This is a genomic window from Odoribacter sp. Z80, from assembly GCF_009935865.1.
Classification (GTDB): Bacteria; Bacteroidota; Bacteroidia; order Bacteroidales; family Marinifilaceae; genus Odoribacter.
In genome coordinates this window covers 72363-88438 of record NZ_QWEL01000006.1, presented here as the reverse complement: position 1 = coordinate 88438, position 16076 = coordinate 72363, and the positions used below count along the sequence as shown (strand labels likewise).

Here is a 16076-nt window from a genome sequence, read left to right as displayed (position 1 = left end):
AATCATTAAAATTGTACAGACAAAGAGAACGAATAAGAACGGGCCAGAGGTAAATAAGTGTTACCAAAAGACACATTTGCCGTTCTTGTATTGGAATACTTCATCACCGAACCGGTAGCTTCCGGGTCTTGACCTTTCAGTTTCCGGTTATGCCATACATGCAGATTATTCCCTTGCACCATAAAACGGATATTCTGTATACCCAGAGAACGCATTTTCGGAGTATATAAATCATAACTCAAAGAAAGATTCTGCAAACGGACAAAATTACCGTTCACCGTCCTCAAATCACTGTTATCATACATTTTACCGTTAGCCGGAGACTTTCTCGTCAATACATCATCATATTTGGATTCCAGACGGGGAATATTGGTCTTATATTCATCCCCCTCTTCCCTCCAGCGGTAAACCCATTCTTTAGACAGATTCTGTAAAGGGTCAGGATAAGAACAGATAGCCCCCTGGGTCAGGTTCCTCAAACGGATAACATTCCCGAAACTACCCACCAATAAAACAGACAAAGTAAATTTCTTGTAATTAAAAGTATTGGTCAATCCGCCTTGAACCGGAGGCATGGTAGTGCCCGAATAAACCAAACCGTCTACATTGTCCATACCGCAAAGCACCTTTTCATCTTTCTCATTATAAAAGGTAGCGCGTCCTTCCTCATTCAGACCAGCAAAACGATAGGACCACAATCCATTAATCGGTTTTCCGACAACGGCCGAAGTCGCATAGTTGCTCCGCTGGGCATTCGTCAGATCAGACACTCCCGGATTCGTATATACATCCAATACCTTATTTTTATTATACCCGATATTAAAATTCGTACTCCATCGGAAAGCTTCCGTATCAATATTGATAGAATTCAAAGACAACTCCCAGCCCGTATTCCGCATAGAAGCCCAGTTCACCTGTACAGAAGTGAAACCGGAAACCTGGGAAACCTGACGGTTACCCAACAAGTCCACAGCTTTCTTATTATAGTACTCCACAGCTCCGTACAAACGGCGTTTCCACAATCCGAATTCCAAAGCCAGGTTAGTCGTATAATTCTTCTCCCATTTCAGATTCGGATTTTTAGGAGCGGAAATAACCAGGTAATTGTCCTTATTCACACCATCCAACGTACCGATGGTGGCAATCAAATCAGAATAAGCCTGAGAAGCCACATTACCCTGACTACCGTAGGAACCTCTCAAAGTCAGATAACTCAACCATTCCTTATCCATTAAAAAATTCTCTTCTTTCATCTGATAATTGAATCCCACCGACCACAACGGCTGAAACAAATCATTGGTTTTGATTCCGAAACGATTGGAACCATCCGCCCGGGCATTGAAACTAACAGTATAACGATTCCGGAAAGTATAACCGGCCACACCATACCAAGATACAGCGGCGGAATTATTCAGACTCTCATTCCAATAAGGAGAACCGTAACTTTCAATCAAACTCCACTGAGGCACCAACTGATGTCCCCGGTCGTGAGCATACCCGTAAAGTTCCGTCATTTCTTCTTCATATTTAGAAGTCCGGACTTCCTGGCCGACCATAACATCAAAACGATGATCGTCATTTATCACCGGCATGTAAGCCAACTGATTGCGGAAAGTAATTGAACTGTTGTTGCTGGATTTCGATTTCCGGTAACCACCGTCATACCACAACTGTACGGAAGTAGTTCCCTGCAATTCCGTTACATCTTCTTTTCTCTTTTTTACAAAATAACTCTTATCGGTAGCCACATCCTGATCCACGGTATTCTGTTTGCTGAAAGAAAACAAGCTGGTAAAAATCAAATCAGGCAACAAGCGCCATTCCACATCCAATGTCCCGCGGATACTGAAACCTTTGGCATTCCGCCAGCCCTCATTGCGGTTTTCCATGAAATTATACTGCATTCCATTATAATACATGTAATTATAATTTCCATCTTTATCATAGGCACGATGGGCACGGGTAGTATAAATCGCCCATTCGTAAGGATTTTCCCTGGAGTCTGTTGCAAAAAAACTTTTGTTCTCCCGGGCATTGACATCCATCATCCCCCCCACACGCAAGTTCTTCCGGATATGGGTATACACTTTCACCGTCCCGGTATACGTTTGCTGTCCGACACCTTTTGCCGTTGCCTGGTCGTCCATGTAACTGCCTGAGAAATAAAACGTGGTCTTTTCATCTCCTCCCGAAATACTTAAACTATGTTTGTGGGTTATGGAATTCCGGAACAAATGCTTAAACCAATCCGTATTCACCTCTTCCAATTCTTTTACTTTATCTTCATACTGATCCCAGGTCAGCTTATGATCATGCACATCAATAAAATAACGTTCAAAATCCGAAGCAGTGCCGTATTTTCCCGTTCCGTTCGAAGTAGCCGTAAAAGATCCGTTGCGAATCATTTCCATATTAACGTCAATGCGTTCCTTGGAATTCATCGTATAAGCATCTTCCATGCGCGGACGCATACCCACAGAAATATGACTGGTATAATTAATCCTGGTCTTACCGGCACTTCCTTTCTTAGAAGTAATCACAATCACTCCGTTCGCCGCTTTCGTTCCGTAAATAGCTGTAGCCGCCGCATCTTTCAGCACGTTAATAGTCTCTATATCCTCTACATTTATTCCCCCGATACCGGAAGCAATCAAATTCCGGTTATTCAGAATATCATCCACGGTCGCATCCACAGGGTCGTCCAGGATAACACCGTCCACAACCCACAATGGCTGAGTATTTCCGCTAATAGTAGAAGTACCGCGAATACGTATCTGGGGCACAGCTCCCGGCGCACCGGATGTGCTCATAATGGTCATGCCCGGAACCTGGCCCTGCAATAACTTATCAATATTCGGCTGGGTAATGGTTTTCAAATCTTCCATCTTAACCGTAGTGATAGAAGAGGTTAACTTCCGGCGTTCTACCTTTTGATAACCCGTAACAATAACTTCGTTCATCTCATTGACCTCTTCCTCCAGCACCACATCCACATTTTTCCGTCCGTTGAGGGCAACCGATTTAGATTTCATTCCGATAAAAGAATAAGTCAGTTCGATGCCCTCCATAACCGGCACTTCAATGGTATAATACCCATCCATATTAGTAGCCACACCCATCGAAGTTCCTTTGATAAAAACAGATACTCCCGGCAAAACATTCCCCTGCTTATCTTTCACATACCCCTCAACCTTCACAGTCTTTTGCTGAGGCAACCCATAATTTTTATCCTTTAAAAGGATAATAAACTCCGCATCCTTTTCAAAAGTCAGTCCTTTTCCCAAAAGCACCAAAGACAAAACTTCCTCCAAATCCACATTCTGAAAGTCCCCTTGTACTTTTCCGTTTTTATCCAGCATATCATCACTGTACATCACAATACAGCCCGTTTGCTTACGAATCTCCTCAAAAAGATTTTTGTACGTGGTCTCCCCAAGCTTAACATTAAGCTTATATTGAGCCAAGCCATTGGCATAACTGCCCAATACAAAGCAACACATTAGCAACACCGTTAATCGCATAACTAAAAAAAATTTCCCAAGTCCGTTTTTCTCAAAAACGAATCCCAATAATCGTTTTTTCTTCATAAATTTGTAAACTATGTTATTATTAAACATACACCTTGCGGACCGGTCGGTGGTCGCAACACCGGCCGGTCCTCTTTATCTGTTAATCATAGACCCTGATTGTTTTTCCTTTCACCTCAAAATGTACTCCCGCCGTTTTTTCCACAAAATCCAGCATAAACTGTAAACTGTTATTCTTTTTTACAGCCCCGGTAAACCGTTTATCTCCCAATCCGGGATTCTCAAAAAAGAAATCCACATCATACCAACGCCCCAATTTTTCACACAACTCACTTAATTTCATGCAATCGAAATCAAACAATCCTTCTTTCCAGGAAATAAAATAAGCCACATTGACATCGTGCTTCTCCATCTGCAAAGAAATATTATCGACGGAAACCTGTTGGCCGGGTTCAATCCTGCAATCTTTTCCTCCGGCGCTTACAGCAACACATCCCTGTACCAAAGTAATCTCCGTCTGCTGCTTTCCTTCATAGGCCATAACATTGAAAGCTGTCCCCAACACGGTAGTCCGGGTCTGCTGTGTCCGTACCACAAAGGGCCGCTCTCTCTCCTTTTTCACGACAAAAAAAGCTTCACCGACGACAGACACTTCCCGTTTATCACCAGAAAAAGCTACCGGATAGGTCATTTCCGTTTCTGAATTCAACCAAACCCGTGTTCCGTCCGATAAAGTCAAAATATACTCACCTCCCCGCGGTACACTCAACGTATTATACTCCGATTCCTCTTTCAACGAATCTCTCACAGAATGATACACCAATCCAGACAGGGAATCCCCCTCAGCCGTCACATGACCGAGGTCCATCACTACCTTTTTCGAATCCAGCTCCACTTTCCGTCCGTCAGCCAGTGTCAGCACCGCCTTCCTCTCCCCGATTTTTACAGTCTCCGCAATCTCCATCCCTATCTCCACCTGTTCCGGACTTCTCAAACGGGAAAGCAACCCCACACTGAGCAAACACATCGCAGCAATACCGGAAAACCAATAACCCAACTTCCTGAAACGCATCCGACTCCTCCTGATCCGGCATACTTTTACCCCTTCCCTCCAATCAATTTTATCCCAATGCCGGAGATATCCCACACGAAAATACAGGCTACACCACTCGCGGAACAATTGCCGGTTCTCATCACTTTCCTCCAGCCATACTTTCAGTGCCTCTTCCTGTTCCAAAGTAGCTTCACCCTTTAACCAAAGCGGTAGGAATGTTATAATCTTCCCTATATCCATTCAAATATTTGTTTAATCTTCTTTCGATAGTTAAACAATTTTTTAATATATAAGGGTGAATGAAAAATCGTTTTTTTTCTGATTTTTTTACAATCTTCAGCAATTAATCACATATTCTCTCTTACTCTCCCGTTTCCGGGAATAGCCCCCCCTGGTCATTCCCTGGCGAAATGACGATAACGCAAACAGAAAGTTCTCTGGTTTGAAAACACGGTGGAAGTTTATCTGACTCCCGAATAAATCTTTTTTTCCTGACGGCACACAGTACCGTTTTGGAGAATACCTTCAACAACAATTGTATAAGGCCCGTCGCTGTCAGCAGTAGTAAAAAAACAAACCGCTTGCCCCTCGGCATTTGTTTCTACTTTAGGATTCCAATATACGGTAATACGTTGGTCCACACTATCCACCAAAGCCATACGCACAGAATCTACCTCATAATGAGGCATATAAAAAACTTCCGGTTTCTGATACCCCAAAATGGAAAAAATGGCAATGTCCGGACGCGGCAAATCTTTCCGGATATAATTCGGCTTGGTATTCAACAAAATAATACCGTTCTCCGCTTTACGTCCAAATAAAGTCGCAGACCGGGGAGGTAAAATTAAATTTACACTCACCAAATCATCGGGTCTCAGCAAAGTCATAAAACTACGGTCCGCCTCTTCTATCTCATTTACAAAAACAGGTATGGATTTTCCGTATCGCTCAACAGAATCCCCTATGACATGAATGCCGGGTAACAGCCTCAGCAGTTCAGCAATGCTCATCCGGGACATTCCCGCCAACACCAACGAATCCAAAGTATGGTCCGCCAAGTGGTCATAAAACGAATAAGCCTTCGTTTTCTTACTGCGGACTATTTCCGCTTCATCCAACACATATACTCTTATTCCGTTATCATAATAATAGTCCTGGGTAAATTTTCTGTAAAACTGATTCTCTTTCTGTTCAAGCCCTTTGCCATAGGGGAGCCGGACTGCAGGAGGTAAAAATTTATCCTGGTCAACCTGAACTTCCACGGTCTTGCGCCCCTTTTCCGTCGTAGCACTCAACACAAACTGGGTACTATCCGGAAAACTGATTTTCTCTATCATAAAATGCCCCTCCGCATCGGCATTTACAAACTGGACCAATCCGTTCGTTCCCAGCAACGTCAATTTAGCATTGGCAGCCTCTTTTCCCCAGAAATTCTTTACCTGACCGGAAATAGCCTGCCCTCTCTCCATATAATACTGCAGCGAATCATACTTCTGCTCATAGACCTGCCGGAGTTCAAAACGGGTCCATCCCTGAGTCAGCATCAACACATCCATACAAGTGCGGGTAAAACTCCGGTTATCCCGGAAATAAAAAGCAGGATCTTCAATATACCCACGCAAATCCGAAGTCAGCAATAAAGACGATATGATATTGCCCTGCAAGGAATCCCGGTCACATTTACTGTCATCAGTAACCGCAACAGAAAAAGAACCTCTGCAATCAGCCATACTATCCGCCAATATCTGCATCTTTAACTGTACACCTTCCCGGATTTTATACCTGGGACGCTCTGTTTTTAAAACTATTTCCGGACGATTCTCCGAATAAGAAAAATACAAACGCTGGCTTAGAATACGGCATTTTCCGTCCAACAATACAAAATGCAATATACCTTCCGGAAATTTCGCCAGTTCAATCACTCCCCGGGAAGCTTCCGTGACCTCTTCACAAGCCAACGGCAAGCCCCGGCTATGTATTAAAAGATATAATCTTTCCGGAAGCCGGACACTATCGGCCGCCAAAATCGCATATCCCACTTTCCCCCTTCCCGGAAATAATTTTAATGCCACGGCATAGCGATCCGGAACCGGCAGCTCAAACCGTTTTTGTACCTGTTCCGAAGAAGTGCAGACCACATAATACCGTTCGTCAGGCTCAACCTGTAATTGAAATGAACCCATCCCGTGCGAAATACTTTGCACCCACCCCACTTGCTCATCCTTGCTGTTATAAACCACACCCGATACCTCCCTGGAAAGACCGTCGGAGCCCAGAGCTTTAAAAGCGACAGTCTGTTGGCAACCGGACACCAATCCTCCTCCTTCCGGAAAAAAACTGACATAAAAATCCTTCTGAGGGTCGGGCAAATATAACGTACGCTCAAAAAAGAAAGGGTCACTGTACCGGAAATTCACTGTCATTGTTTTTTCATAAACAGTCGTATCTATTCCTACTTGTATGCACCCTTCATCATCCGTTCGTTTAACTACAGATTTCCCGTTCAGTTCATATCCTACTGCCACGTCAGTATAGGACTCATTCCGGGAATTAAAAAAACGTATTTCAGCAACAGTTCCGTTCTCCTTAAAACGGATGTCTGTCTGTACTTTGGAAGCTTCCGGATTGATTACCCTGATTTTTTTTCGGCCGATATAATCGTCACCTGCATTCTGCATCCAATAAGAATACGCCCGTAAAAAATAATCTCCCTGAGGCAATTTTTTTGATAAAGGTACATATCCGGCAAAAACCGAATCCCGGCAAGACAATTTTACCCTGGCATAAATACTATCCTGACGGTCCAGTAACTCTACATACACATAACGGCTGTATTTCGATTCCTGGTGGGTAATTGCATTAGCCAGATATGCCCTAAGCCACACTTTATCACCCACCTGATAATGGTCGCGGTCCGTATGCAAATACACTTTTTCCTGGGGGAGCTTACCCACAAAATCCAGCATATTTTTAACTAACCGCACCCGGAAATCTTCCACTTCCGGGGATGCGAACGCCCACATACCCACTACAACCGCTAACAAAACAATAATCTTTTTCATCTCTGTGGAAAAAATAACTCCGGAGCACGACGGGCACTGAATTTCTGAAAAAGCATTTCCGTATAAGGAGTATTAAAAATCCGCGCGTGAACAGGACATTGTTTGACACAAGCACAACATTTTATACAAGCTTCGGCACTGCTCACAATTCTCTCTTCCTGGACCGAAATAGCCTGAACAGGACATATTTCACTGCAAAATCCGCATAAAGTACAGACAGCCTGGTCTGTTTGAGGCGTTTGCGGAGTTTTCGGCCCGTTTACTTTATAAGGATAATTCCCCTTAACGACAAGTTCTCCCCAGCCTTCTGCACCCGTTTCCACCAAATGACGTATTTTTCTTCCGAAATCCACTGCCTCGGTCAAATCCTGCCCGTCCGGACGATGGGCAGCTATCGGGAAATGCTCCCGGCTGTAGGAATGCTCTCCGATAAAAGCACCGGCAGCTATCGGACAAAATCCATGGGCCACACTCCAATCCTTTAATTCCAACAATGCATCATCATAATCGCGGTTGCCATACACTACGACCAGAACTGCCGGAGTTTGCTCCCCCCGGACAAGCTCCATCCGTTCGAGTGCTGTTGCAGCTACACGTCCGCCGTAAACCGGAACAGCTATTACAACGATTTCATTTCTTATTCGCAACGGTTTCCTCAATCCTTCATAAGTCAGATCAGTCTTACCAGTACGTTCCGAACCTATGCCATACATAATTTTCTCCCCTATCAAATGAGAAGAACGGGTCGGCGAAAAACAAATCAAATGAGAACAGGTATATTCCATAAATAACTCCTCCTTGGTATTTTTACAAAATTAGTCTTTCCCTCCTTATTTCCAAATTTTAACTCTTTCTTGTTAATCTGCTTAAAACAGGACACAAGTCAGTTCTTATAAAAGAAATATGGCCTCTCATGAATTTTTACTAATTTTGTCAATTCATCAGCTAAATCAACAACGTGGAAAACATTTTTCCCAACCATACCACCGACGTCCGGGATATACGCAAGCTTTTCAGGAATTATGCCTATCCCGCCATGCTGAATATGATAGTCTTATCGCTCTATAATATTGTAGACCGGATATTCATCGGACAAGGTGCGGGAGCTTTGGCCATCTGCGGATTAGCCCTTACTCTGCCATGCATTTCCCTGTTAGGAACGATAGGAACGCTCACAGGGGTCGGTGGTGCTGCCCGCATTTCTGCTGCCATCTCACTCCGCAACCCGCGTTTAGCCTGTAAAATCCTCGGAAATGCCATATTCCTGAATTTCATTTTATCCCTTCTGCTTATCCTTTTTTCATTGTATTACTTAGATGAAATTTTATATGCTTTCGGAGGAAGTGAACACACCATCCCCTATGCCCGTAAGTACCTCACCATCCTTATTCCGGGGAGTTTGCTCACCAACCTGAATTTTACTTTTTGCAACAGCATCCGGGCCGCAGGTTCTTCCAGACAATCGATGGTAATCATCCTCACCGGCGTCATAGCCAATATCCTTCTCGATCCCATTTTCATCTTCGGCTTCCGGCTGGGTATTGAAGGAGCCGCCATAGCCACCGTACTATCCATGTGCATCAGTTCCCTACTTTTGCTCCTGCATTTCCACAGTCCCCGCTCCTCCTTGCGACTGCAATTCAACTGCCTGATACCCGAACCTCTGATCCTCCTCAATATCATCGGAATTGGTATGGCAGCCTTCATCATGAACATCACCACAGGAATGGTCAACATCATCATGAACCGCTATCTGGAAAATTACGGAGGCGATTATGCCATTGGTGCGTACGGAATCATCAGCAGTTACTCCATACAAATTTCGATGTTACTCATGGGAATATGCCAGGGCATGCAACCAATCCTAAGTTACAATTATGCCACCGGAAAACAGAAACTGGTAGCCCATACATTACGAACAGCCATCTACACCGGCAGTCTGATTGCCTGCATCGGCTTTATCCTGGGGGAAGGATTGGCCCCGTGGCTGGTGAAAGCCTTTACCACTGACCCCACCCTACTGAAAATCAGCGAAAACGGATTAAGGCTTACTTTTTTGGCTATGCCCCTGATTGGATTTCAAATCATAGTGACCAGCTATTTCCAATCCGTCCGCCAGGCTCCTAAAGCCATCATCATGAACATTTCCCGTCAATTTGTATTCCTGATTCCTGCTTTGGGACTTTTTTCCAACCACTGGGGACTCAACGGAATCTGGTTAGCTATTCCTTTCGCCGACCTGATGGCTACTATTATTGCCATATTTTTCTATTGGAAACAAAAATCCGTCTCCATCATTTCCAATTCAGTAAATCGTATACATTAAGCTCTTCGCCTACCACCCAAACCAAATCGCCTGCCTCAAAAACCGTATCTGCATCAGGATTCCTCAGAGAGGCAGTTCCCCGCTCCATCCCCACAACCACACATCTGTACTTTTCCCGTATGCCCGACTCCCGTATACTCTTTCCCTTCAACGAAGATTCTTCGTCCACGACAAATTGTTTCAAACAAACTTCACTCTGGGTGAGGTCAGAATCCGCAGGAGGTAAAGTCATCGTCTGTAATTTCTCCCCAAAGCGTTCCAATTGCTCATCGCTACCAATCACTTGTATACGGTCCTGAGGGAAAAGTCTTTCCATCCCTCCGGGGATATTGATGCAATTCTGTCCCCTGAAAATAGCTACGACCATCACATCAAACCGGTTTCCCAAAGCCAATTCCGATAAAGTATACCCCACCCACAAAGAATCCGACGGAATAACAAAATCCGCCAGATGCAAATCCCTGGATAATAAATGCCCTGCAAACCGGGGAGGCACCTTACCTCCGGAATGACGGGCATACACTTCCCTCACCCGGAAATTGTGCAAAAAATGACGCTCTATCTGAATGGATTGCTTTTTCAGATAACGGGAATAAAAAATAACAGCCATCAACACACAGGCAATGCCCAGCAACAAACCGACGGAAGCCTGGAAAAGGGACATGATAACCACCATCACATACACAATGGCCAGAACAAAACGGAAAATGACCAATGAAACCAGATAAGCCCGGCTAAAATAACCGTCCTCCCATAAAAGACGGAACTCCACGGAATGATTTTTTTTAGCGACAATGGCTCTCAGAAAAGGAGATATCAGAAGCAGAATCAGCCCTGCACAAAGCAAAGACCCCCAAAACCCGGGAATATGCATCCGAACCAACGGAACTAAAAAATTAAAGGATATAATCAGTATGGCTATAACAATCACTGAATAAATCACAACAATATGAATCAAGGAAGTCAGAAGTTTCTTCCAATTGCTTTCATGATTCACCACCCGGGTACCTGAAGTATAATGCTCAATAAAACGCCTCCATTTACGGGGCAGATTCTTCTCCACATAAGGATAAACAGGACCAGCCGCCCGAATCATATAAGGAGTCAGAAAAGTAGTAATCACCGCCACTGCCACAACAATGGGATACAAAAAATGACTCGTTACGTGCATCGTCATTCCTAAACCCGCAATAATAAAAGCAAACTCCCCGATCTGAGTCAGACAAAAACCGGACTGAAGAGCGGTTTTCAAAGGCTGACCGGCCAATACCACCCCCAGCGTGCCAAAAGTGGCCTGCCCCACCAAAACAGCCAACGTAATCAGGATGACAGGCCAGAAATACTCCATAATCATCCCCGGATCCACCATCATTCCGACCGAAACGAAAAATATGGCAGCAAACAGATCTTTTACGGGCTTAACCAAACGCTCAATTGTTTCAGCCTCAATTGTTTCGGCCAGAATAGACCCCATAACAAAAGCTCCTAAGGCAGAAGAAAAACCGACATAGGTAGCAAATACCACCATAGACAAACACAACCCCAAAGAAACGATCAGCAACGTTTCATCACCCATCAATAAACGGGTGCGACGAAAAAAAGTAGGTATGATATAAATCCCGGTCAAAAACCATAATAATAAAAAAAACAAAAGCTTCCCGATACTATACACCATTTCCATCCCCTCAAAATTCTTACTTACCACCATAGTTGACAACATCACCATCAACACGATAGCCACCAAATCCTCTATCACCAGAATGCCGAACACCAAGCCGGTAAACCGCTGGGTCCGCAAACCAAGGTCGTCAAATGCTTTATATATAATGGAAGTAGAAGACATGGCCAGCATCCCTCCCAAAAAAATACTGTCCATCTGTTTCCAACCCAACACCACGCCCACCAAATATCCCAGCACAATCATCCCCAGAATAACAGTCATAGCAGCAATGACAGCCGGTCCCCCTACCCTCATCAGTTTCTTAAAGCTAAACTCCAGCCCCAAGGCAAACAGAAGAAAAACAACTCCGATATCCGCCCAGGTCTGCACATTTCCGGCATCCATCACCGTCGGAGTTATCGTTACATGAGAACCTGCAAGAATACCCGCAACAATATACCCCAACACCAAAGGTTGCTTCAGCCGTTTAAAAATAAGGGTCATCAAACCTGCAGCACCTAAGATAATGGCCAGGTCTGTAATCAATGTTGGCAAATGAGACATATATACCTTCTAAATTCACGACAAAGATAAAATTACTTTATCATCTTGCGGTGAATGAATTCCAAAAACTTCTCTTTATAAGAATCCGAAACAGGCAAATAAGTCTTACCGAAAACAATACGGTTACGCTCCACCACACTCACCCGGTTTAAATTGACAATATAAGAACGGTGAATCCGGATAAAAGAAGCCGCAGGTAACATTTCCTCCAAAGCTTTCATACTGATTAGAGAAACAACAGGATGAGTACTGTCTTCTACAAAAATCTTCACATAATCTTTCAATCCCTCAATATAACAAATACGGGATAATTCTATCTTCAACAATTTATAATCCGATTTAACATAAATACACTCCTCCTCCGGTTTTGTCCGTTCGGTCAAAGCAAATTTTTCCCGGCTCATTTCAAACCACTCCAGAGCCTTATGGGCCGCTTTCAGAAATTCCGGATAACTGATTGGTTTCAGTAAATAATCCAAAGCATTCACCCGGAATCCTTCCAGAGCATATTGTTCAAAGGCCGTAGTAAAAATAATCTTTGCCTTTTCCCCGACAATACGTGACAATTCCAACCCGGTCAGTTCCGGCATCTGGATATCCAGAAAAATCAGGTCTATCGAATGCTCATCCAGCAATTGCAAAACCTCCAGAGCACTTCCGCATCGGGCACAAAGCCTTAAAAAAGGAGTCCTTTGGACATAAGCTTCCAGCAAATCCAGAGCCAACGGCTCATCATCCACAATGAGACAATTCAATTCCATTTCCGATACTTTACTATACCCCAGTTTCCCATAGGCATTCACTGCAAATCAATCTGCAGACAGGCTACAAATTTATCACCCTTCACTCCGGTCTCCAAGCTGTACTGTCCCGGATACAACAAGTCCAGACGCTTATGGAGGTTAGCCAAACCTATCCCCGAACCGCTCCGGTCATTATCTTTTTTGGGAAAATTACTGTTTTCTATCCGGCAATAAATTTTCCGGTCTTCCAATTTCAGGCAAATATAAATGAAAGAAGGCTCCGAAGGACTGATTCCATGCTTGAAGGCATTCTCAATCAAGCTAATAAAAAGCAAGGGAGCAATAATCTTCCCATGGCCGTCTTCGGGTATGCTGACTTGTAAATCGGTTTTTTCCGACAATCTCAGGCTCATCAATTCGATGTAACTTTTTATAAACAACAATTCCTGCTCCAAAACGACAAATTGCTCTTTATCTTCATACAAGACATGCCGTAACATACGGCTCAGCGCATGCACGGCATATTGAGCCCGGTCCGGAGATACTGCAATCAGAGAATAAATATTATTCAGGGTGTTAAACAAAAAATGAGGATTCAACTGGCTTTTCAGATTTTGCAACTCAGCTTCCGTACGCACCTTTTCCAATTCGCGCTTTTCCCCCTCAATCACGTACCAGTTTTCCGTCATCCGGATGGCTACACTTAAGGCCGCCGTCAACCCCATCATCAGCAGGTCACGGAACATAAACATGATCTTCGGAGGCCCTGCATGAGGGAGTTCCCGGGAAACATAATGCAAAAAATAATAACTACGCCACCACTCCAGTCCCAGATTCAAAACAATAAACAAAATCACATTGGACAGCAAAAACTGCAACAAATTCTTCCGGAAAAGAATGCGGTCTATCAATAGAGAGTAATTGGCATAAAAAACAATCATAAATGCCACCGGCACAAAAACATAACCTAAATAGCGGGTCCACGTCATAACCTCCGGTCCTTTCCAGGTCAGAAAAAGAGGGAAACCAAAAACGATTCCCCATCCGATCAGTTGGATAATATAGGGTAAAGCCTTATTTTTTCTCATCTCCGGACAAAGATATGAAAAATTACTCATAACGAATAGCCTCGATCGGGTCCAGGTTAGAAGCTTTCCGGGCCGGATACCATCCGAAAAAAATACCGGTTACCGTGCAGACCACAAAAGAAAGTACGACAGAATACCATTCCACGTAAACCGGCCATCCTGCAACCACCCTGACCAACCAGGAAGCCCCTATCCCTAAAATCACCCCGATTAATCCTCCTGTAACACTGATCAGTATAGCTTCGATCAGAAATTGAGCCAAAATATCCCTACCCTTCGCTCCAATAGACATCCGCAGTCCAATCTCCCGGGTCCGCTCAGTCACCGACACATACATGATATTCATGATGCCAATTCCTCCGACCAATAAAGAAATTCCGGCAATACAAGCCAACAATACCGTCATCATATCCGATGTAGAATTCATCATCGTACTCAACTCCTGCTGTGACCGGATATTAAAATCATCGTCATCCGTTTCCTTTAATTTATGATTTCGCCGCAGGAGGCTCGAAATCTCTTCTTCCGCCAATTCTGTCTGAGCCTCACTCAAAGCCGAACAAAATATACTCTGTAAATGGGTAATGGCCAGAACACGTTTTTGAACGGTTGTATAAGGTGCTAAGATGAGATCGTCCTGGTCCATTCCCATTGTATTATATCCTTTAGAAGTCAATACCCCAATGATGCGGAAAGGAATTTTACCAAACCGGATAATTTTACCCAGCGGATTCTCCCCATTCGTAAACAAATTGTCAACAACAGTTTTTCCCACCACACATACTTTAGACGAACTGACAATATCCTGCTCGCTGAACATCTCTCCCTCAGTCAGAGTATATTTGCGGATTTCCAGATAATCGGGATGAATGCCATACATACTCGTCGGATAATTATTGGCACCGTAAATAGCCTGCCCGTTGCTGCTTACAGAAGGAGAACAGGCAGAAACATAACGGGTCTCGCGGAGTATAGATTCGTAATCGTCCAGCTTCAGGCTTTGCATAGCTGCCGGGTCCTGCCTTACTCCTCCCCGCATATCGGCCCCCGGATGAATCATAATCATATTGGAACCCATTTCCGATATCTGGGCACGGATGCTTCGCTTTGAGCCCTGACCAATGGCCAGCATCGTAATGACGGAAGCTACACCGATGATAATTCCCAACATCGTAAGGAATCCCCGCATCTTATTGTTCCCTAAAGCCCGTAAAGCGATTCTGAATAAATTCGTAAAATTCATATCTGTTGTATATCGTATGACAAAGTAGAAAATCTAATCTTCGGTTTCGGGTAAAGTCGCCAATGTCTCTTTAGCCGAAGCAATATCTGCATTGCAGGTATCCTGAACCACCCTTCCGTCTTTCAGTACAATCGTACGGCTGCTGTAAGCTGCCAGCTCCGGATTATGAGTTACAAAAACTATGGTACGGCCCCTGGCATGCAGCTCCTGAAACAAAGTCAGAATCTCAAAAGACGTGCGGGTATCCAGATTTCCGGTTGCTTCATCAGCCAGAATCAGCACCGGATCATTTACCAATGCCCGCGCAATAGCTACCCGCTGTTGCTGCCCTCCCGACATCTGATTGGACTTATGATACAAACGGTCCTGCAACCCCACTGCCTTCAACGCCTCCACCGCTTTCCGTTCCCGTTCTTTCGCCGAAACAGAAGAATTATACATCAAAGGCAATTCCACATTCTCTATGGATGTCGTCTTCGGTAACAAATTATAGGATTGAAAAACAAAACCTATTTTATGATTTCGCAACTCCGCACGTTCGTTTTTTCCCATCTGCCGGACGGAATAACCATCTAACCAATACTCTCCGGAAGTAGGAGTATCGAGACATCCCAAAATATTCAGCAAGGTAGATTTTCCCGATCCGCTTGTTCCCATTATCGTCACAAATTCTCCCGCCTCAATAGCAAAGGAAACTCCCCGTAAAGCATGGACGGTTTCATTCCCTATCCTGAAATCCCGCTTGATCTCTTTTAATTCAATTATTGCATTCATTCCAATTATCCTAAATAACAGAATCCCCGATTTTG

Annotated in this window: 10 protein-coding genes; 1 reads left to right on the top strand and 9 read right to left on the bottom strand. The window is 44.1% G+C overall.

Annotated features, from left to right (window positions below; all coding sequences use genetic code 11):
• Positions 1 to 5: 5 nt before the first annotated feature.
• The 4 genes from D1136_RS07220 to D1136_RS07205 form a co-directional block, all read right to left on the bottom strand.
• The gene (locus D1136_RS07220) at positions 6 to 3587 is read right to left on the bottom strand and encodes a SusC/RagA family TonB-linked outer membrane protein (RefSeq protein ID WP_161876957.1); all 3582 of its coding nucleotides are present in this window, start codon (positions 3585 to 3587) and stop codon (positions 6 to 8) included.
• 82 nt (positions 3588 to 3669) lie between these two features.
• Positions 3670 to 4821 (bottom strand): FecR family protein, encoded by a 1152-nt coding sequence (locus D1136_RS07215; protein ID WP_161876956.1) that lies wholly within the window; start codon positions 4819 to 4821, stop codon positions 3670 to 3672.
• Between the two features lie 221 nt (positions 4822 to 5042).
• On the bottom strand, positions 5043 to 7643 hold the full coding sequence (locus D1136_RS07210; protein WP_161876955.1) for a hypothetical protein: 2601 nt from the start codon (positions 7641 to 7643) through the stop codon (positions 5043 to 5045).
• Positions 7640 to 8428 carry a 4Fe-4S binding protein gene (locus D1136_RS07205; protein ID WP_161876954.1) on the bottom strand — a complete coding sequence of 263 codons (789 nt, stop codon included), beginning with the start codon at positions 8426 to 8428 and terminating at the stop codon, positions 7640 to 7642. The genes D1136_RS07210 and D1136_RS07205 overlap by 4 nt, the downstream gene beginning before the upstream one ends.
• Positions 8429 to 8601: 173 nt before the next feature.
• Here D1136_RS07205 and D1136_RS07200 point away from each other — a divergent pair, with 173 nt between their 5' ends.
• Positions 8602 to 9969, top strand: a complete 1368-nt coding sequence (locus D1136_RS07200) for an MATE family efflux transporter (protein ID WP_370461322.1) — start codon at positions 8602 to 8604, stop codon at positions 9967 to 9969.
• Here the strand turns inward: D1136_RS07200 and D1136_RS07195 are convergent.
• Genes D1136_RS07195 through D1136_RS07175 form a run of 5 tightly spaced genes read right to left on the bottom strand, consistent with a single transcriptional unit; the run spans position 9938 to position 16041 of the window.
• A complete protein-coding gene (locus D1136_RS07195) occupies positions 9938 to 12193 on the bottom strand; it encodes a cation:proton antiporter (protein WP_161876953.1) in 2256 nt (751 codons plus the stop codon). The genes D1136_RS07200 and D1136_RS07195 overlap by 32 nt on opposite strands.
• Positions 12194 to 12225: 32 nt before the next feature.
• The gene (locus D1136_RS07190; RefSeq protein ID WP_161876952.1) at positions 12226 to 12954 is read right to left on the bottom strand and encodes a LytTR family DNA-binding domain-containing protein; all 729 of its coding nucleotides are present in this window, start codon (positions 12952 to 12954) and stop codon (positions 12226 to 12228) included.
• 38 nt (positions 12955 to 12992) lie between these two features.
• The gene (locus tag D1136_RS07185) at positions 12993 to 14024 is read right to left on the bottom strand and encodes a sensor histidine kinase (RefSeq protein ID WP_161876951.1); all 1032 of its coding nucleotides are present in this window, start codon (positions 14022 to 14024) and stop codon (positions 12993 to 12995) included.
• A 22-nt stretch (positions 14025 to 14046) separates the two neighbouring features.
• A complete protein-coding gene (locus D1136_RS07180) occupies positions 14047 to 15267 on the bottom strand; it encodes an ABC transporter permease (protein WP_161876950.1) in 1221 nt (406 codons plus the stop codon).
• A 33-nt stretch (positions 15268 to 15300) separates the two neighbouring features.
• The gene (locus D1136_RS07175) at positions 15301 to 16041 is read right to left on the bottom strand and encodes an ABC transporter ATP-binding protein (RefSeq protein WP_161876949.1); all 741 of its coding nucleotides are present in this window, start codon (positions 16039 to 16041) and stop codon (positions 15301 to 15303) included.
• Positions 16042 to 16076 lie beyond the last annotated feature (35 nt).

What these genes read in the sequence shown, in the direction of transcription:
- D1136_RS07205 (WP_161876954.1), bottom strand. Translation starts at nt 8,428, where the DNA reads ATGGAATATACCTGTTCTCATTTGATTTGTTTTTCGCCGACCCGTTCT.
- D1136_RS07215 (WP_161876956.1), bottom strand. Translation starts at nt 4,821, where the DNA reads ATGGATATAGGGAAGATTATAACATTCCTACCGCTTTGGTTAAAGGGT.
- D1136_RS07185 (WP_161876951.1), bottom strand. Translation starts at nt 14,024, where the DNA reads ATGAGAAAAAATAAGGCTTTACCCTATATTATCCAACTGATCGGATGG.
- D1136_RS07210 (WP_161876955.1), bottom strand. Translation starts at nt 7,643, where the DNA reads ATGAAAAAGATTATTGTTTTGTTAGCGGTTGTAGTGGGTATGTGGGCG.
- D1136_RS07195 (WP_161876953.1), bottom strand. Translation starts at nt 12,193, where the DNA reads ATGTCTCATTTGCCAACATTGATTACAGACCTGGCCATTATCTTAGGT.
- D1136_RS07175 (WP_161876949.1), bottom strand. Translation starts at nt 16,041, where the DNA reads ATGAATGCAATAATTGAATTAAAAGAGATCAAGCGGGATTTCAGGATA.
- D1136_RS07220 (WP_161876957.1), bottom strand. Translation starts at nt 3,587, where the DNA reads ATGAAGAAAAAACGATTATTGGGATTCGTTTTTGAGAAAAACGGACTT.
- D1136_RS07190 (WP_161876952.1), bottom strand. Translation starts at nt 12,954, where the DNA reads ATGGAATTGAATTGTCTCATTGTGGATGATGAGCCGTTGGCTCTGGAT.
- D1136_RS07180 (WP_161876950.1), bottom strand. Translation starts at nt 15,267, where the DNA reads ATGAATTTTACGAATTTATTCAGAATCGCTTTACGGGCTTTAGGGAAC.